We start from the raw sequence: 22,757 nt of genomic DNA on the forward strand, positions 1-22,757 counted from the left end.
AATCGTCAAAAAATCAGGTGCCGACGCCGATTTCGGCCAAGCGCGTGAGGCAGGCTTCCTCGACATTGTCGAGTTCCGCCAAGGTTTCCTCGATGTCCTTGCGCTTCTGGCGAAGGTCGGCACGCTTTTCGTCGACCTTCTTCATCAGAAGCTCAAGCTGACCCGATTCGCCCGGCGGTTCCTTGTAGACGTGAATGATCTCACGGATTTCGGCGATCGTGAAACCGATACGGCGACCACGCAGGATTTCCTGAATGAGATGGCGATCCGCCGACCGGAACAGCCGGGTCCGACCACGGCGCTCAGGATGAATGAGCCCCTCGTCCTCGTAAAATCTCAAGGTGCGAGTGGAAACGCCGAATTCGCGTGTCAGTTCGGTTATGCTATAATACTTGTTCACGGGCCTATCCGATTCATAACCCGGGAATTATTATTTGACCTTAACGTAAAAGTCAATTTTTTGCTTGCCCGGCACCCTACCCCGAAATGCCATACCACCATGTCGCGATGCCAAGGAAGGCAAAGAAGCCGACGATATCGGTGATCGCCGTCACGAACACGGCGGAGGATACCGCGGGATCGGCCCCGAACTTGTCGAGAACGAGCGGAATGAGAATGCCCGCCAGTGCCGCCGCCAGCATGTTGAGACACATGGCCGTGGCAATGATGCCGCCGATGTGGATATCCTGAAACCATATTCCCGCCACCACGCCAATCGCAGTACCGAACAACATGCCGTTCAGAATGCCGACACCCGCCTCACGGCGGATAATGCGCGCCGCATTGTGAATGTCGAGGCTCTTGGTAGCGAGCGCCCGCACCGAAACCGTCATGGTCTGCGACCCGGCATTGCCGCCCATGCCGGCGACCGCAGGCATCAGGATGGCCAGCGCCACGATCTGCTGGATTGTCGCATCGAACAGGCTGATGACCGATGCCGACAGGAAAGCGGTCACCAGATTGACGGCGAGCCACGGCACGCGTGACCGCGATGTGCTGGCAACGGAGTCGGAAAGTTCTTCGTCACCCACGCCGCCGAGGCGCAACAGATCTTCCTCCGCCTCTTCCTGAATAACGTCGACCACGTCATCGATAGTCAGGACACCGACCAGCCTGCCGTTGTTATCCACGACAGCGGCTGAGAGAAGGTCGTACTGCTCGAAAAGCTGCGCGGCCTCTTCCTGGTCCATCTCGGCCGGAATCGAATGGTTCGTCTCGTGCATGATCGTTTCGACCTTCACCTGACGCTTGGCGCGCAGCACCCGGTCGAGGTCGAGAGCGCCAACCAGCTTGAAGGTCGGATCGATGACGAAAATCTGCGAGAAGGAATCCGGCAATTCCTCCTCTTCCCGCAAATAATCGATGGTCTGCCCGACGGTCCAGAACGGTGGCACCGCTACGAATTCCGTCTGCATACGGCGACCGGCCGACCTTTCCGGATAATCGAGCGCCCGCATGAGGCGAACACGCTCGGTAAAGGGAAGCTGCGAAAGAATATCCTCGCGGTCCTCGTCGTCGAGGTCCTCGAGAATGTAGACGGCGTCGTCCGAATCCAGTTCGCCGATACCGGCGGCAATCTGCTCGTTCGACATCTGGTCGACGATATCGAGACGGATGCCCTCATCCACCTCCGTCAGCGCCGTCATGTCGAAGTCGGAACCAAGCAGGCGTACGAGCGCGTGGCGCTGTTCCGGCTGAATGGATTCGATCAGGTCACCGAGTTCGGATTCATGCAGCTTGGCGACGTTGCGACGCAGGAAAAGCAGGTCGCGGTCGGCAATCGCCGCCCCCACCATGGCCAGAAAATCAGAGCGGATAGACCCGTCTTCGGCATAGATATCGGAAGGCACGTCCACGGACTTGTCGTCTTCGGGCGCGAGAAGATCGTCGTCACGGTCTGTCATCTTGCGTCCCCTTGTTTCTGAAATGCCGCAGTGCACGAATTGGCTGGAGAATGGCGTTTAAAAACTTATTGTCAACAACCGGATAGCTGCAAACCGGCAAGCACCGCCGCCACGACGAGAATGTTGCAAATTGCCCTCATGCGTGAGGGGTTTTCACATCAGACCGAACGCCGAACCGTCGCTTGCCGTTCCATGCGAACCGGAAAGATAAGCGTTGACATATACGTTCGCAGGGCGATTCTGGAACACTTGATCTCAGGCATATCGTCAGGAATCGACGTGCCCGGCACCGCCGCACGCAATCACAAGCAGACGTCAGGAAAGACGGACAGAAATGAGCAAGACGGACTTTATCGGCAAGGCATCTTCGGCGGCAGGCGGCTGGGGCGCGCTCAAAAGCGTGGGCAAACGCCTGATGGAGTCAGGAGCCCCGATATCCGGTGCGCGAACGCTTCTTAAAGCCAACCAGCCCGATGGTTTCGACTGTCCCGGCTGCGCATGGGGCGACCCTGAACACGGTTCATCCTTCGAATTTTGCGAAAACGGCGTCAAGGCCGTCGCCTGGGAAGCGACCGAAGCACGGGTGCCACCGGACTTCTTTGTGCACCACACCGTCTCAACCCTTGCACAATGGTCGGATTATGAGCTGGAAAAACAGGGCAGGCTCACCCATCCGATGCGTTACGACCGGAAGGCCGACAAATATCTTCCCGTATCCTGGGAAGATGCCTTTGCCGAAATCGGCCGTATTCTCAACAGCCTCGACAGCCCCGATCGCGCCGAGTTCTATACCTCCGGCCGCGCCTCGAACGAGGCAGCCTTCCTCTATCAGCTCATGGTTCGCCTTTACGGCACGAACAATTTCCCCGACTGCTCCAACATGTGCCACGAAGCAAGCGGTGTGGGCCTGAAAGCCTCCATCGGCGTTGGCAAGGGAACCGTTCTACTGGAGGATTTCGAGCAGGCCGACGCCATCTTCGTGATCGGCCAGAACCCCGGCACCAACCATCCACGCATGCTGGGTGACCTGCGCCGCGCCGCACTCAGAGGCGCAAAGATTGTCGTGCTCAACCCTATCAGAGAAAAGGGACTGGAGCGTTTCGCCGATCCGCAGGACAAGGTCGAGATGATGACCGGCGGCAACACGAAAATTGCCACCAATTATTACCAGCCGAAGCAAGGTGGCGACATGGCCGCCATTCGCGGCATGAGCAAAGCGGTTTTTGCCGCCGACGATGCCGCAAAAGCGGCCGGTGAACCCGCCATCATCGACCATGATTTCCTCGCCGATCACGCGGTCGAATTCGAAGCCTACCGCGCTGCCGTCGATGCGACGAGCTGGGACGACATTCTCGACCAGTCCGGCCTGACGCGCGCCGAGATCGAGGAAGCCGCCAGCATCTATATGCAGGCCAATGCGGTGATCGCCACATGGGCCATGGGCATCACGCAGCACAAGCATTCGGTGATCACCGTTCGGGAAATCGCCAATTTCATGCTGTTGCGTGGCAATGTTGGTCGTCCCGGCGCCGGTCTTTGCCCCGTGCGTGGCCATTCCAACGTCCAGGGCGACCGCACCGTCGGCATCGACGAAAAGGCGCCGCCTGCCCTCCTCGACGCGCTGGAAAAGGAACTGGGCGTGCCTATGCCGCGCAAGCGCGGCCACAACACCGTGGAAGCCATTGCTTCCATGCTGGACGGAACGGCCGAAACCTTCATCGCGCTCGGCGGCAACTTCCTGCGGGCCACCCCGGACAGCCCGTTGATCATCGATGCCTTCAGAAAACAGAAGCTGACGGTCAACATCGCCACCAAGCTCAACCACTCGCACCTGGTGCCGGGTGAAACATCCTACATTCTGCCCTGCCTTGGACGCACGGAAATCGACCGCAACTCGAAAGGCCGCGCACAGATCGTTACAGTCGAGGATTCCATGAGCATGGTGCACGGTTCGGGCGGCATCAATCCAGCCGCATCGGAAGACCTGCGTTCGGAAGTGGCAATCGTTGCCGGCATCGCCGCAGCCACGCTCGGTAATGCCCGCGTCGACTGGCAGGCGATGGCGGATGATTACGACCTCATTCGCGACATGATCGAGCGTGTCATTCCGGGCTTTGACAATTTCAACGAACGCGTTCGCGTGCCGCGCGGCTTCCATCTGCGCAATGCCGCCGCCGAGCGGGAATGGAACACTCCGGCCGGAAAAGCGACCTTCTATACGGGCGAACTTCCCGAAAAGACCGAGCACCAGCAGGCGCTTGCCAATGACAATCTGTTCGTGCTGCAGACATTCCGTAGCCACGACCAGTACAACACGACGATCTACGGCATGGATGACCGCTATCGCGGCGTCTATGGCGAGCGCCACGTCATTTTCATGAACCCGAAGGACATGGAGGCGTTGGGCGCCCATTCGCGCCAGCGCGTTGATGTCATCGGCCAATATACCGATGGCCGTGAGCGCATCGCCGAAAACTTCCGTCTCGTGCCCTACAACATTCCACGCGGCAGCATCGGCGGTTATTACCCCGAACTCAACGTGCTCGTTCCCCTGAGCAGCTATGGCGACGGCAGCTTCACCCCGACATCGAAATCCGTCCTGGTGACCATCAAGCTGCGCGCCGCTTCCGAGGCGGCATGAGCGATGACGATCACGCCGCAGCCGCATTCCTGGCTGCGGTCGACAGGCTCGTGCACCTCGCTTCGCCTGATATCAGTGCCACAGCCGCCGCCACGCTGCTCGCCATCCATCTTGGCCTTGCCACGGACAGCCGCAGCATTGCCAAACGGCTGGGGCTTGCCCATGCGCTTGTTCTGAGAGAGATAGCAGCCGCGTCTCCCCGCTACATCAGAACGGTAAAACGCGACAGTCGAACGCAAAGAACCTGGTTGGAATTGACCGACGACGGCAGAGACCTTGCCCAATCGTCGGTTTCGACCTGACAACGAACGGAGACACGTCTTGGCGATCAGGCCGATTCTTTCCTACCCGCATCCGGGATTGTCAGAAATCTGCGCGCCAGTTGCGGTTTTCGACGACACCGTGACAACGCTGGTCGATGACCTGACCGATACCATGCGGGCCGCCCCCGGCGTCGGCATCACCGCCGCCCATATCGGCGTCAGACAGCGGGTATTCGTGCTGGAACTGACGCAGGGAACGGTGCTGACCTATATCAACCCTGAAATCATCGGGCTTTCGTCAGAGATCATGCGCCACGTCGAAGGCAGCGTGTCGATGCCCGGCTTCACGGACGAGGTGGAACGCCCCGCCACGGTGACGCTGCGCTATCAGGATGTTGCGGGAACGATGCATGAGGAAACCGCCACAGGTTTCCACGCAATCTGCATCCAGCACGAAATCGACCAGCTTGACGGCATGTTCTGGCTGAAGCGCCTGTCGAAGCTGAAGCGCGACCGCCTCATCAAGAAATGGGACAAGTCCCGCAAATAATTCCTAGCGGCCATCCGCGAGGACAATATCCACCTCACCCTTCAGCGTGTTGCTGACGGTGCAGATTTCCTCGGCCTTGTGAGCGATCGCATGACGCGTCGCGGCGTCGTAGTCACCCGCAATATCGATGGAGACGTCGAAGCGGACGATGCGATACGGCTCCGTCTCGGATTTTTCGCCGGAGACGCTGACCGAGACGTTTTCGAACCGGTCGAGCACGCCCATCTGGCTTGCCGCAATTCTGGCGCTCAGCGCCAGGCAGGCGGCCAGCGAGGCATACATCAGATCCAGAGGATTGTAGCCGGGCTCCGAGGCGCCCGTAACCACGGTGAGGCCACCGCCCGTCGCCGATTCGAGAGCCGGGTGGCCGAGGCGGTTGAGCCTGGCCGTAGCGCCCGTTGGCCTTTTCTTCACTTTGAACTGATTCACGCGACGCCCTCGTTTTCAACAAATGCCGTGGAACCAAATTAATTGTGCGCAGTTATTCACGCAACGGTGAACGACCGTTTAAGTGGTTGAAAAAGGGAGCTGAACCATATGGTTACGTCAACGCTCGTCAGCATTCTGATTACCTTTCTGGTAATCGTTCTTGTTCTGTGGCTGATCGCTCGCCTGCCCGTCGGCGGCGGCGCAAAGCAGATCGCACAGATTATCGTGATTATTATCGGCATCATTTCGCTTCTGAAATATCTTGCCGTCTTCTGATACGTCTATCGATTGCCCTTAATGAACTAAGGCGGCCTTGTGCCGCCTTTTTTCGGGTTCCGTAATCAGGCCAACGCCCGTGGTCGCTTGACGGTAACGTCCCGCACGGCACCAAGCCCGAGAAAGGGCGAATTTTCGGTATCGAAGATCGCCCTGCCCTTGGCCACGATCAACCGGAACGATCCGTCCGGCAGCCAGACCTTGTAGCGTTGATTGAAAAACACGCCGGTCGTGATGCTGTCCATGATCGCCTGGGCAACCTTGTCCCGCATTTCTATATCGATCCGTTCGAGGATTTCCTCGATCGTTACCCCCTGCGCGCCGGTCTCTGCGGAGAAGCCGTGGCACTCCGCCGTGACTGCGTCCATGATGAGCCTGTTATCGGCAATACTCCACATGTAGTAGCCGAGCTCATTGTCCGAATTCGCGTTGTCCCCCAACAAGATCGCCCCCAGACGCATTTTTGACAAAAGCTAACATTCAACCCATGACATTCCACCCCTTGCTTTATGGGGGTTACTGCGAAGTAACTCGTCCTAAAACGAGTAATCCACCGAAATCTGCTGGGATGACCTGCCGATAAGTGAATGTGCTAACAAAGTTTTTGTTTCACAAACGTCGAAAATCTCCTGCGCGGCTACTACATCTCCTGCGGGAAACCATCAAGGAGACGACAATGCTGAAAACCGCTCTTGTTATCGGACTGATGTCCGCGAGCGCGCTGCTGGCCGGATGCCAGACCTGGGAAAGCCCTTACCGCGGAACACAATGGCGCATGGACCAGGTGATGGACGGCGATCCTTACCGCGTTGGTGACGGAAACCACCAGCAAAACGGCACGGCTTCGAACGCCATCATTCGCCGCTGAGAAACGACAGATCGCGCGCCCTCTCGACCGGATATGAGGGCGCGATGACGACCCCGAAAACAGTGGGAAAAACGGCAGCAATCTGGAGAATTGGTCGCGCACGACATGACGGCCTGCGCGAAAATACGCCGTCAAACGTATTGAAGCAAAATCTGAGAGTAAGCGGGGAACCGTCTGATAGAAAAGAAAAACCCGCCGAAGCGGGTTTTCTTTTGGTGCGGTCGAGAAGACTCGAACTTCCACGGGTTGCCCCACAGCGACCTCAACGCTGCGCGTCTACCAATTCCGCCACGACCGCATCGTGGTAGGTGTCAACTTGCGCCGACGGGGGGTCATGTAGCAAAAGGATTTTGGGTGCACAAGAGCGTCGTGACAGTTTTTTGAAATTAAAAATCAACAACACCCTTCCTATATCCAAGAAGCCCGCAAATGCAGGGGTTGCCGCCTGATCGTCATTTTGCGAGAAGGCTGTGGAAAGGACATTTTTCATGCTCACACGTACCGATCTTCAAACAAATATGTTTCCAGCCCCCGGTTCGCGCCCTGTTCGATGTCGAATCTCGGACCGACTCGTGCCCTACGAGGAGGCCATGGAGACGATGGATCGTGAAGTTGCGGCAATTGCTGCAGGCGAAGCAGACGAACTCATCTGGTTTCTGGAACATCCGCCACTTTATACGGCTGGAACCAGCGCCGACGCGGCAGACCTGATCGAGCCGGACCGATTCCCGGTCTTCGCCACGGGCCGAGGCGGCGAATACACCTATCATGGCCCCGGACAGCGCGTCGTTTATGTCATGCTGGACCTGAAGCGCCGCCGTCAGGATGTCCGCGCCTATGTCGCAGCACTTGAAGATGTCATCATCCGCACCCTGGACAAGATGAATGTGCGCGGTGAACGACGCGAAGACCGGGTTGGCGTCTGGGTACAGCGTCCGGAGAAGCCGCTTCTGCTGAATGGCGGTGTGCGTGAAGACAAGATTGCCGCAATCGGTATCCGCCTGCGCAAGTGGGTTAGTTTCCACGGCCTGTCGATCAACGTCGATCCGGATCTCGGCCATTTCTCGGGAATCGTGCCCTGCGGCATCAGCGAATATGGCGTGACAAGCCTTGTCGATCTGGGATTGCCGGTTATGATCACCGACGTCGACGTTCTGCTGCGGGAAGCCTTCGAGGAGGTTTTTGGTCCCGCAGTTGCCGAAACCGGCGCCGGAGACTGATTCTCTTCGCACAATTGCTACCCACCGGTCTTTCAGCATCAATATATCAAGAGGAGGAACTTTCATGTTCACAACGTCCGCTTACGCCTGTGACGACGGCTCGTCGCCCATGAAGCTCGCGACGATCAAGCGTCGCGATCCCGGCCCGCGCGATGTCGAAATCGAGATCGAGTACTGCGGCGTCTGCCACTCCGATATTCATACCGCCCGCGCCGAATGGGCCGGTTCGCTTTATCCTTGCGTTCCCGGCCATGAGATCGTCGGCCGCGTTGGTCGCATCGGCTCCGAGGTCACCAGGTTCAAGAAAGGCGACCGTGTCGGCGTCGGCTGCATCGTCGATAGCTGCCGCGAATGCGCAAGCTGCGCCGACGGGCTGGAACAATATTGCGAAAACGGCATGACCGGCACCTATAATTCGCCTGACAAGGCCATGGGCGGCGGCGCGCACACCCTTGGCGGTTATTCCGCCCATGTGGTCGTCGATGACCGCTACGTGCTGAATATTCCCGAAGGGCTCGATCCGGCCGCCGCAGCACCCCTGCTCTGCGCTGGTATCACCACCTACTCGCCGCTTCGCCACTGGAATGCCGGTCCCGGCAAGCGCGTCGGCGTCGTCGGTCTCGGCGGCCTCGGCCACATGGCCGTCAAGCTTGCCAATGCCATGGGCGCAACCGTGGTGATGATTACCACCTCGCCCGGCAAGGCAGAGGATGCCAAGAAGCTCGGCGCGCATGAGGTCATCGTGTCCCGCGACCCGGACCAGATGAAGAAGGCCGCTTCAAGCCTCGATCTGATCATCGACGCCGTTGCCGCCGATCACGACATCAACGCCTATCTCGCCCTTCTGAAGCGTGACGGCGCACTGGTGCAGGTCGGCGCACCGGAAAAGCCCCTTTCCGTCCATGCCTTCAGCCTTATACCCGGCCGCAAGACCTTCGCCGGTTCAATGATCGGCGGCATTCCCGAAACCCAGGAAATGCTGGATTTCTGCGCCGACAAGGGCATCACCGCCGAAATTGAAATGATCGACATCGATCAGATCAACGACGCTTATGAACGTATGATAAAAAGCGATGTGCGTTACCGCTTCGTCATTGATATGAAGAGCTTACCGCGCCAGAACGCTGCCTGAGCAAGACGCTTGTTCAAGGAGAAATGAGGCGCCGGTTGGCGCCTCTTTTTTTGAACATATCGGCTGAAAGCCCAGGACGACAGATGACGATGAATTCCGGCTTCAGCGATACGGTCAGAGGCATGATGATTATGGCGGGCTGCATGATCGTGCTGCCGGTCATGGATGCGATCGCCAAATATATGGCCGTCAGCGGCGGCATGTCGCCGGCGCAGGTCACCTTCTACCGATTCTTCTTCCAGCTGCTCTGCACCCTGCCCCTCATCCTCGTGGTGTCGCCGAGGGCGCTGTTCACCGCCAAACGTCCCTGGATGAATTTCCTGCGCGGCATCCTGCATGCCGCCGCCAGCCTGACCTTCTTTGCCGCCGTCAAATACATGCCATTGGCGGATGTGTTCGCGATCTATTTCGTCGAGCCTTTCATGCTGACCATGATGTCGGCCATCTTCCTCGGCGAAAAGGTCGGCTGGAAACGCTGGACGGCAATTGCCGTCGGCTTTGGCGGCGCGCTGATCGTCATCCAGCCGAGTTTTGCGATCTTCGGCTGGACATCGCTGCTGCCCGTCGTCTGCGCCTTCCTCTACACGCTCTATCTTTTCATGAACCGCGCCATTGGCGATGCCGACAGCCCGCTGACCATGCAGACCATGGCCGGTATTGCCGGCACCGTGTTCATGGGCGCGGCACTGCTGATCGGTGACAGCCTTGGCGACAAGGACTTTGCAATCTCGCTGCCGCAGAATGGATCGCATCTCATTCTGCTGATCCTGCTCGGATCGATATCGGGCTACATGCACCTGCTGATCGTGCAGGCATTCCGGCTGGCGCCACTGTCTCTGCTGGCGCCGTTCCAGTATTTCGAAATCATCTCCGCGACCGTGCTCGGCTACGTATTCTTTGCCGATTTCCCGACCCCGTCGAAATGGCTCGGCATTCTCATCATCGTGGCTTCAGGGCTGTTCATCATCTGGCGGGAGCGCAAGCACGCCGGCGCAACCCAGCCGCTCGACACGCAGTAAAAACGTTGAAGGCGTGGCCTCAGGCGTGCGAGGGCGGCAAGTCGTGCGCGTGGTGGTCCTGCGCTTCAACGAGGCTGCCAAGCAGCCACAGAGAAACCTCGGCCGCCTCTCCCGCCGATTTGAAGCGGTATGCACCGCTATATTTCGGCATGTCCTCAAAGCTCACGACAAAACCGTCGCCGCTTTCCAGACTTTCCACACGGATGCGCTCGGGATCGATCAGGATGCAGGCATAGTGTGAGCCCATGTTGCGCATGAAGCCCGCCTTGTTGTCGTGCAGGCGCACGAAGGCGGTCTTTCCATCCACCGTCATGTGCAGGCTGCGGATCGCCTCGTTCGGGAACGCCCGTGCAAAATCCATGATTGCCTGACCGACATCATGACTGTTGTCGTCGTCGGTCGCCCGCGACATGCGCAGGGCATAAAAAGCGAAGACTGCAAGCAACACGAAGACGATGATCCAGATCGCCAAATTCATCCGCGACGCTCCCTCGGGCAAGTGGCTGGTGTGATTCGCGACTCTGAACGCGCGAACCCGATCCCCGGTTCATACCAGCCGAGGCTTGCGTGGAGTTTGGGTGTGAAAATTCTTCCCTCAGAATCGCTTGAGGAAGGATGCCTTTGCCAGAAGCCATTGGCGGCGCAGCTGCGAAAGCTGCACGCCACCGTCCAGAAGACCGGCGCCGGCCTTCCTGGCAGCAGAGATCACCGGGCCTGCCATGGCGACAGGCAGAAAGGCCGGAAAGACCTGCGGTGAAATTTTGTGCGCCCTTGCCTTGGCAAGATGATCGAGCCCATGAACAGCAAACAGTTCAATGGCGATACCGATGCGCTGCCTGTCGTCGCCCTCAAGGAAGCTCTCACGGTTGAGACCGGCAGCCGCCAGCATGTCGGCGGGAATATAGACCTGGCCGCGACGGCGATGCAGCGGCATGAGCAGCAGCAGCCCCGCCATGGCCTGCGCCACACCGGCATGGCCGGCAGCTTCCGCGCTGGCAGCAGCATCCTCGGGCGACAGGACGAGGCTGGAAAGCTGGATAAGCGCCGAGGCGGTTTCACCCGCATAACCCTCGAGCGCGTTTCTGTCTTCGAACACGTCGTCATAGAGATCGAAGATACGCGCTTCGATCATGTTGAGGAGAACCTGACGCGGCAGACGGTGTTTCTCGATGGTGTCGAGGAGTGCTGCCGCAACCGGATGCGACTGGCTGTCGCCATGCGGATTGCCTTCCAGCAGATCGCTCCACCACTGCATCCGCACTTCACCGGGCAAGGCGTCCCGCACCAGATCGCGAATGCGGGCGATTTCGGCGTTAAAGGCATATAGCGCCGCCAGAGAGGACCGTTTGTCCTCAGGCGAAAGCAGGCAGGAAAGATAGCGGTCGCGATCGGTGTCGCGCAACGTCGCAAGGCAGATGTCGAGATTTTCTTGGCGCGCCATCGTTCCCCGCGAGGTCCGTCTTTTTAGCCTTCGACCGCGATCAGTGCCGCAGCGACGGCACGCGATTCCGAAAGCAGAATATTGTAGGTCCGCACCGCAGCCCCCGTGCTCATCGGATCAACCGATATGCCCGCCTCTTTGAAGACAGCGCGCAGTTCCTTCGGAACCACCCGCATGCCGTCACCCATGCCGAGCAACAGCACTTCAATGTCCTGCGCTTCGGCAAGCACCTTTTCGAAATGCTCAAGCGCCAGATCGCTGTACGTCACCGGCGCCCAGCCGTGGATGCCGGAAGGCAGGCACAGCAGCGAACCGCGATGCGACATGTCCGCAAAGCGAAATCCGCCGTTGCCATAAGCGTCGATGGGCGCCCGGCCGGGAAAATGGGCCGGGCGTATTTCGATACCGCCAGCCATCAGACGGCAGGCTTGCCGCCGATGGTGCCGTTCTTGGCAGCATCTTCCTTCTCGTCTTCCGCATCGGCGCTATCAGGGCGCAGCTTGAAGGCAATCAGCACCGGAGCCGCGATGTAGAGCGAGGAGAAGATACCGATACCGACGCCGAACAGCATGGCAAAGGTGAAGGAACGAATGACTTCGCCGCCGAACAGGTAGAGTGCCAAGAGCGCCAGCAGAACCGTCAGACCCGTCAGGATCGTGCGCGACAGCGTCTGGTTGAGCGACACGTCGATAATCATCGACAGCGGCATCTTCTTGTAGCGTCTGAGGTTTTCGCGGATTCGGTCGTAAATGACGACCGTATCGTTCAGCGAGTAACCGATGATGGTCAGGATCGCCGCGATACTCGTCAGGTTGAATTCTATTCCAAGGAACACGAACAACCCGAGTGTGAACACCACGTCATGCACCATCGAGATAACCGCACCGAGGGCGAACTGCCATTCGAAACGGAACCAGATGTAGACCATGATCGCGCCCATCGCGAGCAGGATACCAATGGTGGACGTGAAGGTCAGGTCACCGGAAACGGCAGGGCCAACCACTTCAACGCGGCGGAAGTCGTAATTGTCTTCCAGTTCGCCACGCACCATGGTGATCGCAGACTGCTCGGCATTTTCGCCGCCTTCCTGCGCCTGAATACGGATCAGAACGTCCTGCGGCGTGCCGAAATTCTGCGCCTGGATTTCGCCGAGGTTGAGCTGGCTCAGGCGTTCGCGGATATCGGCCAGATCAGCTTCACCCTGCTTGGCACGGACTTCGATGACCGAACCGCCCTGGAAGTCGATACCGAGGTTCAGACCCTTGCTGACGAAACCGCCAACGCAGACCAGCATGACCGCGCCGGTGATCATGAAGACCAGACGGCGATACCGCATGAACGGAATATCGCGGCCATCGAACATGGCGGTGCGAACACCCTTCGGCAGATGCTTCGGACGGCTGCGGCGAACCCAGAAGCCGAACATCCACGCCGTCAGCGTGTAGGCCGTGAAGACGGTGGTGATGATACCGACAGCCAGCGTAACGGCGAAGCCTTTGACCGGACCGGTACCCATGTAGAACAGCACGCTGGCGACGATCAGTGTCGTCAGGTTGGCGTCGATAATCGTCGCGAAGGCTCGTGAGAAGCCGTTTTCGAGCGAAGATATCAGCGGTTTTCCGCTCTTCACCTCTTCGCGGATGCGCTCATAGATCAGAACGTTGGAGTCAACCGCCATACCAATCGTCAAGACGATACCGGCAATACCCGGTAGTGTCAGTGTCGACCCGATAATACTGAGCACCGCCAGCAGCATGACGATGTTGACGACGAGCGCGATGTTCGCAAGCAGGCCGAAGAAGCCATAGAAAACGAACATGAAGAGCAGAACGCCGACCGCGCCGATGGCGCTGGCCGTCAGACCCGCGGTGATGGAGTCGTTACCGAGGCTTGGACCGACGGTGCGTTCTTCAACCACCGTCAGCGTTGCCGGAAGTGCACCGGCGCGCAATAGCACGGCGAGATCGTTTGCACCCTGAACGGAGAAGTTGCCGGAAATCTGGCCCGAACCGCCGATGATCGGCTCACGGATCACCGGTGCGGAAATCACCTGATTGTCGAGCACGATGGCGAAGGGCTTGCCGACGTTCTGCTGCGTTGCCTGGGCAAAGCGCTGCGCACCGCGGCTGTCGAAGCGGAAGGTCACGACCGGTTCGTTGTTCTGCTGGTTGAAGCTTGCCTGCGCGTCAACGAGGTTGTCACCCGAAACGAGAGCGCGGCGTTCGACCAGGTAAGGAACCGGCGGATCGTCCTGCGAATAGAGAACTTCAGAGGTGGCCGGCGGACGGCCATTCATGGCTTCCTGCACCGGCATGGTGGTGTCGACCATGCGGAACGACAGCTTTGCCGTCTGGTTCAGAAGCGACTTCAGGCGCTGCGGGTCCTGAAGGCCCGGCACCTGCACGATGATGCGGTCGCCACCCTGACGCTGGATCAGCGGCTCGGTGGTGCCGACTTCGTCGACGCGGCGGCGAACGACTTCGATCGACTGCGACACAGCCGACGACAGACGGTAATCGATACCCTCGTCGGTCAGGTTGAGACGCAGAGAATTGTTGTCGCCATCGCTCATCGTCACTTCCGTGACGGTGCCACCGACCAGCGTTCCGTGGGAGACAGGCAGGGTCAGATCGCGAAGCGCGGTTTTCGCCGCTTCGAGCTGAGCCGGATCGCTGATGCGAACCTGGACCTGCTGTCCGTTACCGGCAAGGCCGGAATAGCGGATATTGGCATCGCGGAGCTGCGTGCGCACGTCTCCGACGATGGTTTCGAGGCGTTCCTTGACGATGTCGGAACGCTCGATCTTGAGCATGATATGCGAACCGCCCTGAAGGTCGAGACCGAGCGTTACCTTGTTGTCCTTGTACCAGGCGGGCATGCTGGCCAACTGTTTGTCTGAGAACAGGTTGGCGGAGGCGATGACGACGCTTGCCAGAACAAGCAGCCATATAAAGACTGTTTTCCAACGGGAAAAATGAAGCATTTCGATCTCGGTCAGGGTTGGGGGTCGCGGAATCCGCAACCCGTCAAAGGTTCGTTATTCCGGCAGGATCAGGAAGCGGCTTCCGTCTTGACCACTTCGCCCTTGACGCGCACTTCAGCAATGTAAGCGCGTGCGGCACGGATCTTCACGCCTTCGGCGATTTCAACTTCGAGTTCATTGTCGTCGATAACTTTCGTCACCTTGCCAACGATGCCGCCACCCAGAACGACCTGATCACCACGGCGAACAGAAGACAGGGTTTCCTGACGCTTTTTCATCTGCGCGCGCTGCGGGCGGATCAGGAAAAAGTACCAGACCACCATAAGCGGTGCAAACAGGAAAAGCATCTCAAGGCCGGAGCCGAGTGCAGACGTACCGCCTGCTGCATCCTGCGCAAAAGCTTGACTAATGAACATATAAAACTCCTCAGATTACAGCACCATCCAAAGATGCCGCCCCAGCTTTCAAGTCGCCGGAATATAGTGGGGAACGCCGTGAATGCAACAGATGCAAGGGGCACGCCGTACCGATTCCGGACCTCTTAACCTTTATGTGCCCGAAACGCCATGCTAGGCGGGGCCGAAAACATCGTTTTGAACATGCCAAAAGCGGGAGAAACATCATGATTCAGGAAGAAACCGCGTCCCTTCTTCTTGCAGAACTGCGCAGACTGGCCACCGCCGTAGAACGCCTTGCCGGCCCCGCCCCGGCCGTAAATGACTGGAATGCTGCCGACTGCTTCGTCTGGGTGCCTGCCAATTCCTGGCTGCAGCCGGTTGCACGCCCCAACCGCATCGCGCTGAAACTCATCCGCGGTGTAGACCATGTGCGCGACATCCTGCATGAAAACACGCTGCGTTTTGCCGAGGGTTTTGCCGCCAACAACGTGCTGCTCTGGGGCGCACGCGGCATGGGCAAGTCCTCGCTGGTCAAAGCCGTTCACGAAGATGTGCGTGCCGCAAGCGGCGTATCGCTGAAGCTGGTGGAAGTTCACCGGGAGGATATCCATACCCTGCCCGCCCTCCTCGACATCCTCAAATCGTCGTCGCAGCGCGTCATCGTCTTCTGTGACGACCTGTCCTTCGACCACGACGATACCGCCTACAAGTCGCTGAAGGCAGCGCTCGACGGCGGCATCGAGGGACGGCCGGACAATGTGCTGTTCTACGCAACCTCCAACCGCCGCCACCTCTTGCCGCGCCACATGATGGAAAACGAGCAGTCGACCGCCATCAACCCATCCGAAGCCGTCGAGGAAAAGGTGTCGCTGTCGGACCGTTTCGGCCTCTGGCTCGGCTTCCACAAATGCGGCCAGGACGATTACCTGACGATGATCGACAGCTACGCTGCGCATTTCGATCTGGGTCTGGACAAGCAGACGCTGCATCACGAAGCGCTGGAATGGGCAACGACGCGTGGCGGACGCTCCGGTCGCGTCGCCTGGCAATATATTCAGGATGCCGCTGGCCGCCTGCGCAAGCCGCTCGACAGATAATATCACCGCGCAGTGATGCATCATCGCAAACAAACAGAAACGCCCGCAACGAAGACCGTTGCGGGCGTTCTTTTTTAAGTCACATGACCTGACATCACCTTGCGGCGACGATCAGAGATCCACGTCGAGGATCGCCATGGAGAAGTTGTAGGAACGGTCGCCGTCTTCGTCGTCGATGTAGACAACACCCAGGAACTCGTCGCCGAGATAGACTTCAGCGGAATCGTCCTTGCGCGGACGGGCCTTGACCACCATTTCGGGGTTGAAGGTGCGCTTGAAATAGGCGTCGAGCTTTTTGATTTCGTCGGCTTTCACCACTGTTCTCCTGTGCGGTTCCCACGGCGCCGCGCACCCATCCAGGGCGCGCCACAAGGACGCCGTGCTTCTGAAAATTCCACGCCACACCAAGACCGGTTCCGATCCCGAATGTTCGCGTCAAGTGCGCCGCTTTTGGCATGGCTTAACGGCGAAAGTAAAGTGAAAGCGGGAAACTGTCCGCATGTTCCACACGGACGTTTGATCACATGTCAGATATCGGCGCCGATGACCTGATCCATCAGGCGTGAGGGCTCGGAACACCCGGCCTCTCCTACCACGCGCGCCGGAACACCCGCCACGGTGGTCTTGGACGGCACATGTTTCAGAACGACGGAACCTGCGGCAATGCGCGAGCAGCTGCCGATCTCGATATTGCCGAGAATCTTGGCGCCTGCGCCGATCATCACGCCATTGCCGATCTTCGGATGGCGGTCGGCGCCTTCCTTGCCCGTACCGCCCAGCGTCACACCATGCAGAATGGACACGTTGTCGCCGATCACGGCGGTTTCCCCGACGACTAGCCCGGTCGCATGATCGAGGAAGATCCCCTTGCCGATCCGTGCAGCCGGGTTGATGTCCGTCTGGAAGATCGAGGACGAACGACTTTGCAGATAGAACGCGAAGTCCCTGCGGCCCTTCTGCAGCAGCCAGTGCGCGAGGCGGTGCGTCTGGATGGCGTGGAAACCCTTGAAATACAGAAGCGGCTCCATGAACCGCGTGCAGGCCGGGTCACGGTCATAGACGGCCTGGATATCGACGCGCAGCACACTGCCCCATTCCGGCCAGTCTTCCAGCATCTCCTGGAACGTCTGGCGCAGAAGAACGGCCTGCATGTCGGGATGGTCTAGGAGTTCGCAGATCCGGTAGATCACGCACTCTTCCAGCGAACGATGATTGAGGATGGTCGAATACAGGAATGCCGACAGCAGCGGATCTTGCGCAGCAGCGGTGCGCGCCTCGTGCAGCAGACTTCCCCAGATCGGGTCGACGATCGCCAGTTGATCCTGCTGACGGGCCTCGGTACGTGCGACCATGAATGGCCTCCTCATGAACGTGGTCGTTCTTTATACAAAAAAAGACGTCCGTTAGAAATGGGATTCGAACGACGACTTTAAAGGCGGGATAGCCTCAGTTTTTCTTCATCATTGATGAAAAAGCGTTTCTTGCCGGACCCGGCTTTTAGAGACTGGCGTAAAACTCCAGAACCGCAGCCTTGAACACCCTGTCGCCGACGGCAAGCATGTGATCGCGGCCGGGAATGTCGATGGCGCGTGCATGCGGCATCAGGGCGGCAAGCTCTTCACCCGAACCGGCAATATCGTCCTTGGTGCCAACGCCGATCAATGTCGGAACGTCGATTTTGCCCATGTCTTCGCGGCTGACGAGAACACGCGAGGTCTCGATACACGCAGCCAGCGCCAGCCGGTCGCTTTTCGTCTGATCGGCAAACGCCCGGAACATGCGGCCACGCTCATGCGTCACCACATCGAGCGACGGCGCAAGCAGCGCCTCGGCAATAGGGTCCCAGTCGCCAACGCCATCGACCATGCCGATGCCGAGCCCGCCGAATACCAGAGACCGCACCCGTTCCGGATGCGCCAGCGTCAGAAAGGCGGAGATACGGGCGCCCATGGAATATCCCATGATATGCGCTTCCGGAATTCCCAGATGATTGAGCAGCGCCACGGCATCGCCAGCCATGACGGAAGGATAATAAGCCTCCGTGTCATGCGGTTTGTCGCTTGCGCCATGGCCGCGATTGTCGATGGCGATCACCCGGTATCCCGCCTCGCCCAGCGTCTTCAGCCATCCGGGATGAACCCAGTTGACGTTGGCACTGGAGGCAAAGCCATGAATGAGTAAAACCGGCTCGCCAGCAGGATCACCCTCATCGAAATAGGCCAGACGCAGGCCATCGTGAGAAAAATCGGAAAACTGCGGCGTGTTGAGATTCATCAAAGACATCCTTTTTGCCGGACCATATGGCAGGAAATCGCATGGTTGAACATGTTTTCCTGACGATTTTTATGGAGATGCAACGCGTTTGAGGCTACATATCCGCAACAATGAGCCTGGCCGCGTTGACGGCGTGAGGCTCACCCACAATTTCGCATTTGGAGACAAGCATGGCCGGGCATTCCATTCCCCACTTCCAGAACGACGGCGGACACCGCATGATCGAGATCGGCGTCAAGGAATTCATGTGCACCGGCGCTTCGGTTCCCTACGATCACCCCCATATCTTCATCGACATGGGTGACGACAACGAAAAAGTCTGTTCGTACTGCTCCACGCTTTACCGCTACAACCCGTCGCTGAAAGCCGAGCAGACCAATCCTCCGGGCTGCGTCTTTCACGTGAAGGCGGCCTGATCCCTCCTTTTTCCTGATTGGGGCTTCCAATGCCCGTTAAATCCGTTGCCATTGTCGGTGCCGGCATCGCCGGTCTTACCGCTGCGCTTTCTTTTGCCCGCAAGGGCGTGAGCTGCGACATTCTCGAACAGGCACCCGAACTTGCAGAAGTCGGCGCCGGTCTTCAGGTCTCGCCGAACGCCGCCCGCATTCTGGCGGAACTCGAGGTGCTGCCGCAGCTCGAAGCGCGCTGGACCGAGCCGGTCAGCATCGACCTCGCATCCGGAAAATCGCTTGCCACGCTTCTTTCCCTGCCGGTCGGCGCAGTTGCGCGCTCCCGCTGGGGCCAGCCTTACGGCGTTCTTCACCGCGCCACCCTGCAAAGGGCGCTCCATGAGGCGGTGATGCGCAATCCGCTCTGCCATCTGCATCTTGGCAAGCGTATCGAGAATGCAAAAGCCGAGACCATCGCCGCCCTCACCTTTCGCGATCACGACCTGATAGTCGGTGCCGATGGCGTCTGGTCTGCCGCACGTTTTTCCGTGCCGTCAGCACCCTTGTCGACCTTTTCGGGAAATGTCGCCTGGCGTTTCACCGTCAACGACCGCGATGTGCCGTCTTCCGTCAACAAGCGCGCCGTCACGGCCTATCTAGGCCCGCGCGGCCACATCGTTGCCTATCCTCTGAAAGAGGTCGGTGGCCTCAACATCGTGGCGATTGCGCTTGGCCCGGACCCCGGCGCCACATGGCGGGCAGAATCGAGCGGCCAGCACAAGACGATGCTGATGCAGCAGTTTCGCGACTGGAACCCGGAAATCGTCAAATTGCTCGCCTCTGCCGAACAGCCGACCTTCTGGCCGCTGTACCAGGCCGGTGCCGGACACTGGCACAATGGCCGCGATACCGTGCTGATCGGCGACGCCGCCCACGCGATGATGCCTTTTGCCGCGCAGGGCGCCGCCATGGCCATCGAGGACGCCTTCGAACTGGCGGGCAAGGTCACGGGTGCCCTGCCCTTGCCGCAGGCGCTGGCCTCCTTCGAGGCCCTGCGTCTGCCGCGCATTGAAAAGGCCCGCAAGCGGGCCTCCGTCAATCGTTTCGCCTATCACGCCCGCGGTCCCTTCCGCCTGGGAAGGGACTTTGTTTTCGCCACGCGCCCGACTCAGGCCTTTCTCAAGGACTTTGACTGGCTCTACGGCTACCGCGCCGAAGGCTGATCGCTCTGCTCAGACCGCCGCAGCGGCTGCAAAACCGATCTCGAGATCCTTCTTGAGATCGGCAACATCTTCAAGACCGATCTGCAGACGGATGACCGGACCTTCACTCGGGCCCTTGGCGACGGTTCGGTCGGCCAGCGACACCATGACGGCCAGCGATTCGTAACCGCCCCAGGAATAACCGAGACCAAAGAACGTCAGCGCATCGAGGAAGGCCTGCGCCGCCTCCTTGAACTTTCCGTCTTCCGCCTTGAGCACGAAGGAGAACACGCCGCTAGCGCCCTTGAAATCGCGCTTCCAGAGATCGTGCCCCGGAAAGCTCGGCAAGGCCGGATGCAGAACCCGCAGCACATCGTCGCGGCCTTCCAGCCATGTGGCGATGTCGAGCGCGCTTTTCTGGTGGTGCTCCAGCCGCACGCCCATGGTGCGCAGGCCGCGCAGGATCTGGTAGGCGTCATCCGACGTCACGCAGATGCCGAGATTGGCATTGGCCTGGTAAAGCGCCTTCCAGTGCTTCTCGTTGGAGGACACGAAGCCCATCAACACATCGGAATGACCGGAGGGATATTTCGTCGCCGCATGGATCGACACGTCGACACCAAAATCCAGCGGTTTGAAATAAAGCGGCGTCGCCCAAGTGTTATCCATGGTGACGACACAGTCATATTTATGCGCGACGGCAGTGATCGCCGCGATATCCTGAATTTCGAAGGTGTTTGAACCCGGCGCTTCGGTGTGGATGAGCCTGGTGTTCGGGCGAATGAGCTTTTCGATGCCTGCACCGATCGAAGGATCGTAATAGTCGATCTCTACGCCGAGCTTGCGCAGCATCACATTGCAGAAACGCCGTGTCGGGAAATAGACCGAATCCACGATCAGGGCGTGATCGCCGGCCGAGAGGTAGGCAAGAAACGGAACCGTGACAGCAGCCAGACCCGATGGCACGAGAATCGTGCCGGCAGAACCCTCCAGCTCGTTGACCAGATTGCAGAGCGCATCCGTCGTGGGCGTGCCATGCGTGCCGTAAGTGTATTTCTGGTCTTCCGTCGCAAGCGTCTTCGCATCGGGAAAAAGGACCGTGGAACCACGAACGATGGGGGGATTGACGAAACCGAAGCAGTCATACGGGTCGTTGCCGCCATGGGCCAGGCGGGTATTCACACCTGCGCCTGCGCGCAGGTCATTTTTCTTGGTCATTGCGGATCAGCTTTCGAAGATGTTTGACGCGAGCGACAATGCTGAGCGCGCAACCCAAGGTCAAGCCCTCAACGATGACACCGAACCGTACCGTTTTGCCTCAAAAACAGCACGCAAAAAGTATACAAAAAATATGCACGCGTAAATTTTTGCCAAAACATGCTTATTTTTTCATCCTATGCACTGTTTAAAGTCAAATTTTGGAAAATTCCGTTTTGTAGGCACAATTATTGCTCGCAAGTCTTGACCCAAGCCGGAATGTCGACTGTGATGTACAAGGCGGATCAAAAAGATACGCCGAAGGGGGAACTGGGGGAACACAATCACGCAGACCCTCTTCCAATTAGATGAGAACAAACAAAGGTTGGGAAAAATGAAAAAGGCAATTCTGTCAGCCGCTGTTGGCGCTGCGGTTTTGGGGGGAGCGTCATTCGCTTCGGCTGCGACACTGGACGACGTTAAGGCAAAGGGTTTCGTTCAGTGCGGCGTCAACACAGGTCTTGCAGGTTTCGCATCGCCGGATTCGGCTGGTGAATGGACTGGCTTCGACGTCGATTACTGCCGCGCAGTCGCGTCTGCTATCTTCAACGATCCCAAAAAGGTAAAATTCACGCCCACGACCGCACAGAGCCGCTTCACCGCTCTGCAGTCTGGCGAAATCGATCTCCTGGCACGTAACACCACTTGGACGATCAGCCGCGACACCGCGCTCGGCTTCAACTTCCGTTACGTCAACTATTACGACGGCCAGGGCTTCATGGTCCCGAAGAGCCTCAACGTAAAGTCCGCTCTTGAACTGTCCGGCGCAGCCGTCTGCGTTCAGTCCGGTACGACCACCGAACTCAACCTCGCCGACTACTTCAAGGCCAACAACCTGCAGTACAACCCGGTCGTCTTCGAAAAGCTCGAAGAAGTGAACGCCGCCTACCAGGCTGGCCGTTGCGACGTTTACACCACCGACCAGTCGGGCCTGTATTCGATCCGCCTGTCGCTGAGCAACCCGGATGACCATATCGTTCTGCCGGAAATCATCTCCAAGGAGCCGCTTGGCCCGGCCGTTCGCCAGGGCGACGACAAGTGGTTCGACATCGTTTCCTGGGCTGGCTACGCGCTGGTACAGGCTGAAGAGTTCGGCATCACCAAAGCCAACGTCGACGAGATGAAGAACTCGACCAACCCGGACATCCGCCGCTTCCTCGGCGCTGAAGCCGACACCAAGATCGGTACCGACCTCGGCCTGACCAACGACTGGGCCTACAACATCATCAAGGGCGTCGGCAACTACGGCGAAGTCTTTGAGCGCAACATCGGTACGGGCACCCCGCTCAAGATCGAGCGCGGCCTGAACGCTCTGTGGTCGAAGGGCGGTCTGCAATACGCACCGCCGATCCGCTAAGCGGTCGCATAAAACACTGAACAAGGCGGCCGCTGGCCGCCTTGTCTGCCTATAAAA

25 protein-coding genes and 1 tRNA gene are annotated in these 22,757 nt (G+C 58.8%); 12 read left to right on the forward strand and 14 right to left on the reverse strand.

Translation table 11 applies throughout. The annotated features are described in order from the left end of the window. Positions 1-13 precede the first annotated feature (13 nt). Entirely contained in the window at positions 14-400 is a 387-nt protein-coding gene (locus HWX89_RS18120) for a MerR family transcriptional regulator (RefSeq protein ID WP_138792532.1), read from the reverse strand. A 76-nt stretch (positions 401-476) separates the two neighbouring features. After that, the gene (mgtE, locus tag HWX89_RS18125; protein ID WP_138792533.1) at positions 477-1,904 is read right to left on the reverse strand and encodes a magnesium transporter; all 1,428 of its coding nucleotides are present in this window, start codon (positions 1,902-1,904) and stop codon (positions 477-479) included. Between the two features lie 334 nt (positions 1,905-2,238). On the opposite strand from mgtE, the gene HWX89_RS18130 reads away from it, so the two are divergent. From HWX89_RS18130 to HWX89_RS18140, 3 genes are read left to right on the forward strand one after another with little or no spacing between them, the layout of a single operon-like run. Beyond that, positions 2,239-4,545: an FdhF/YdeP family oxidoreductase gene (locus HWX89_RS18130; protein WP_138792534.1), complete on the forward strand. Its 2,307-nt coding sequence runs from the start codon at positions 2,239-2,241 to the stop codon at positions 4,543-4,545. After that, positions 4,542-4,847 (forward strand): hypothetical protein, encoded by a 306-nt coding sequence (locus HWX89_RS18135; protein ID WP_138792535.1) that lies wholly within the window; start codon positions 4,542-4,544, stop codon positions 4,845-4,847. Before HWX89_RS18130 ends, HWX89_RS18135 begins: the two co-directional genes overlap by 4 nt. Before the next feature lie 19 nt (positions 4,848-4,866). After that, the gene (locus tag HWX89_RS18140; protein WP_138792536.1) at positions 4,867-5,358 is read left to right on the forward strand and encodes a peptide deformylase; all 492 of its coding nucleotides are present in this window, start codon (positions 4,867-4,869) and stop codon (positions 5,356-5,358) included. 3 nt (positions 5,359-5,361) lie between these two features. Here the strand turns inward: HWX89_RS18140 and HWX89_RS18145 are convergent, their stop codons facing one another. Then, positions 5,362-5,787 carry an OsmC family protein gene (locus tag HWX89_RS18145; protein ID WP_138792537.1) on the reverse strand — a complete coding sequence of 142 codons (426 nt, stop codon included), beginning with the start codon at positions 5,785-5,787 and terminating at the stop codon, positions 5,362-5,364. A gap of 108 nt (positions 5,788-5,895) precedes the next feature. On the opposite strand from HWX89_RS18145, the gene HWX89_RS18150 reads away from it, so the two are divergent. After that, positions 5,896-6,063, forward strand: a complete 168-nt coding sequence (locus HWX89_RS18150) for a Thivi_2564 family membrane protein (RefSeq protein WP_003495928.1) — start codon at positions 5,896-5,898, stop codon at positions 6,061-6,063. A 65-nt stretch (positions 6,064-6,128) separates the two neighbouring features. Here the strand turns inward: HWX89_RS18150 and HWX89_RS18155 are convergent, their stop codons facing one another. Continuing rightward, on the reverse strand, positions 6,129-6,506 hold the full coding sequence (locus tag HWX89_RS18155) for a PAS domain-containing protein (RefSeq protein WP_246705212.1): 378 nt from the start codon (positions 6,504-6,506) through the stop codon (positions 6,129-6,131). A 233-nt stretch (positions 6,507-6,739) separates the two neighbouring features. Between HWX89_RS18155 and HWX89_RS18160 the strand changes: the two genes are divergently transcribed. Further along, positions 6,740-6,931 carry a hypothetical protein gene (locus HWX89_RS18160; RefSeq protein ID WP_138792538.1) on the forward strand — a complete coding sequence of 64 codons (192 nt, stop codon included), beginning with the start codon at positions 6,740-6,742 and terminating at the stop codon, positions 6,929-6,931. Positions 6,932-7,144: 213 nt separating this feature from the next. Here HWX89_RS18160 and HWX89_RS18165 read toward each other — a convergent pair. Beyond that, positions 7,145-7,229: transfer RNA gene (locus HWX89_RS18165), tRNA-Leu, on the reverse strand. A gap of 190 nt (positions 7,230-7,419) precedes the next feature. Here HWX89_RS18165 and lipB point away from each other — a divergent pair. From lipB to HWX89_RS18180, 3 genes are all read left to right on the forward strand, one after another. Continuing rightward, complete coding sequence (gene lipB, locus HWX89_RS18170) at positions 7,420-8,151, forward strand: lipoyl(octanoyl) transferase LipB (protein ID WP_138792539.1); 732 nt, start codon at positions 7,420-7,422, stop codon at positions 8,149-8,151. A gap of 64 nt (positions 8,152-8,215) precedes the next feature. Next, positions 8,216-9,283: an NAD(P)-dependent alcohol dehydrogenase gene (locus HWX89_RS18175; RefSeq protein WP_138792540.1), complete on the forward strand. Its 1,068-nt coding sequence runs from the start codon at positions 8,216-8,218 to the stop codon at positions 9,281-9,283. A gap of 83 nt (positions 9,284-9,366) precedes the next feature. Further along, on the forward strand, positions 9,367-10,302 hold the full coding sequence (locus tag HWX89_RS18180) for a DMT family transporter (protein ID WP_178340826.1): 936 nt from the start codon (positions 9,367-9,369) through the stop codon (positions 10,300-10,302). Positions 10,303-10,321: 19 nt separating this feature from the next. Here HWX89_RS18180 and HWX89_RS18185 read toward each other — a convergent pair whose 3' ends face one another. The 5 genes from HWX89_RS18185 to yajC all read right to left on the reverse strand — a co-directional run bounded on the left by HWX89_RS18185 (position 10,322) and on the right by yajC (position 15,142). After that, a complete protein-coding gene (locus HWX89_RS18185) occupies positions 10,322-10,780 on the reverse strand; it encodes a hypothetical protein (protein WP_138792541.1) in 459 nt (152 codons plus the stop codon). 117 nt (positions 10,781-10,897) lie between these two features. Continuing rightward, entirely contained in the window at positions 10,898-11,743 is an 846-nt protein-coding gene (locus HWX89_RS18190) for a phytoene/squalene synthase family protein (RefSeq protein WP_138792542.1), read from the reverse strand. Positions 11,744-11,766: 23 nt separating this feature from the next. After that, the gene (locus HWX89_RS18195; RefSeq protein WP_138792543.1) at positions 11,767-12,159 is read right to left on the reverse strand and encodes an Mth938-like domain-containing protein; all 393 of its coding nucleotides are present in this window, start codon (positions 12,157-12,159) and stop codon (positions 11,767-11,769) included. Then, entirely contained in the window at positions 12,159-14,726 is a 2,568-nt protein-coding gene (gene secDF / locus HWX89_RS18200) for a protein translocase subunit SecDF (protein WP_138792544.1), read from the reverse strand. Before secDF ends, HWX89_RS18195 begins: the two co-directional genes overlap by 1 nt. Positions 14,727-14,794: 68 nt before the next feature. Continuing rightward, positions 14,795-15,142, reverse strand: coding sequence for a preprotein translocase subunit YajC (gene yajC / locus HWX89_RS18205; RefSeq protein WP_138792545.1), 348 nt, complete (start codon positions 15,140-15,142; stop codon positions 14,795-14,797). Between the two features lie 206 nt (positions 15,143-15,348). Between yajC and HWX89_RS18210 the strand changes: the two genes are divergently transcribed. Beyond that, positions 15,349-16,221, forward strand: coding sequence for an ATP-binding protein (locus HWX89_RS18210; protein WP_138792546.1), 873 nt, complete (start codon positions 15,349-15,351; stop codon positions 16,219-16,221). Positions 16,222-16,332: 111 nt separating this feature from the next. On the opposite strand, the gene HWX89_RS18215 is transcribed toward HWX89_RS18210, so the two are convergent. From HWX89_RS18215 to HWX89_RS18225, 3 genes are all read right to left on the reverse strand, one after another. Continuing rightward, positions 16,333-16,536 (reverse strand): DUF3126 family protein, encoded by a 204-nt coding sequence (locus HWX89_RS18215; protein WP_138792547.1) that lies wholly within the window; start codon positions 16,534-16,536, stop codon positions 16,333-16,335. Between the two features lie 212 nt (positions 16,537-16,748). After that, positions 16,749-17,573 carry a serine O-acetyltransferase gene (gene cysE, locus HWX89_RS18220; RefSeq protein ID WP_138792548.1) on the reverse strand — a complete coding sequence of 275 codons (825 nt, stop codon included), beginning with the start codon at positions 17,571-17,573 and terminating at the stop codon, positions 16,749-16,751. 145 nt (positions 17,574-17,718) lie between these two features. After that, positions 17,719-18,495, reverse strand: a complete 777-nt coding sequence (locus HWX89_RS18225) for an alpha/beta fold hydrolase (protein ID WP_138792549.1) — start codon at positions 18,493-18,495, stop codon at positions 17,719-17,721. Positions 18,496-18,665: 170 nt separating this feature from the next. On the opposite strand from HWX89_RS18225, the gene HWX89_RS18230 reads away from it, so the two are divergent. Then, positions 18,666-18,911 carry a zinc-finger domain-containing protein gene (locus tag HWX89_RS18230; RefSeq protein ID WP_035261222.1) on the forward strand — a complete coding sequence of 82 codons (246 nt, stop codon included), beginning with the start codon at positions 18,666-18,668 and terminating at the stop codon, positions 18,909-18,911. A gap of 29 nt (positions 18,912-18,940) precedes the next feature. Beyond that, positions 18,941-20,107, forward strand: coding sequence for an FAD-dependent monooxygenase (locus HWX89_RS18235; protein WP_138792550.1), 1,167 nt, complete (start codon positions 18,941-18,943; stop codon positions 20,105-20,107). Between the two features lie 9 nt (positions 20,108-20,116). Here the strand turns inward: HWX89_RS18235 and HWX89_RS18240 are convergent, their stop codons facing one another. Beyond that, positions 20,117-21,304, reverse strand: coding sequence for a cystathionine beta-lyase (locus HWX89_RS18240; protein WP_138792551.1), 1,188 nt, complete (start codon positions 21,302-21,304; stop codon positions 20,117-20,119). Between the two features lie 373 nt (positions 21,305-21,677). On the opposite strand from HWX89_RS18240, the gene HWX89_RS18245 reads away from it, so the two are divergent. After that, positions 21,678-22,700 (forward strand): amino acid ABC transporter substrate-binding protein, encoded by a 1,023-nt coding sequence (locus HWX89_RS18245; RefSeq protein WP_138792552.1) that lies wholly within the window; start codon positions 21,678-21,680, stop codon positions 22,698-22,700. Positions 22,701-22,757: the final 57 nt, after the last annotated feature.

The sequence above is a fragment of the Rhizobium sp. RM genome (genome assembly GCF_013390595.1).
Lineage (GTDB): Bacteria > Pseudomonadota > Alphaproteobacteria > Rhizobiales > Rhizobiaceae > Agrobacterium.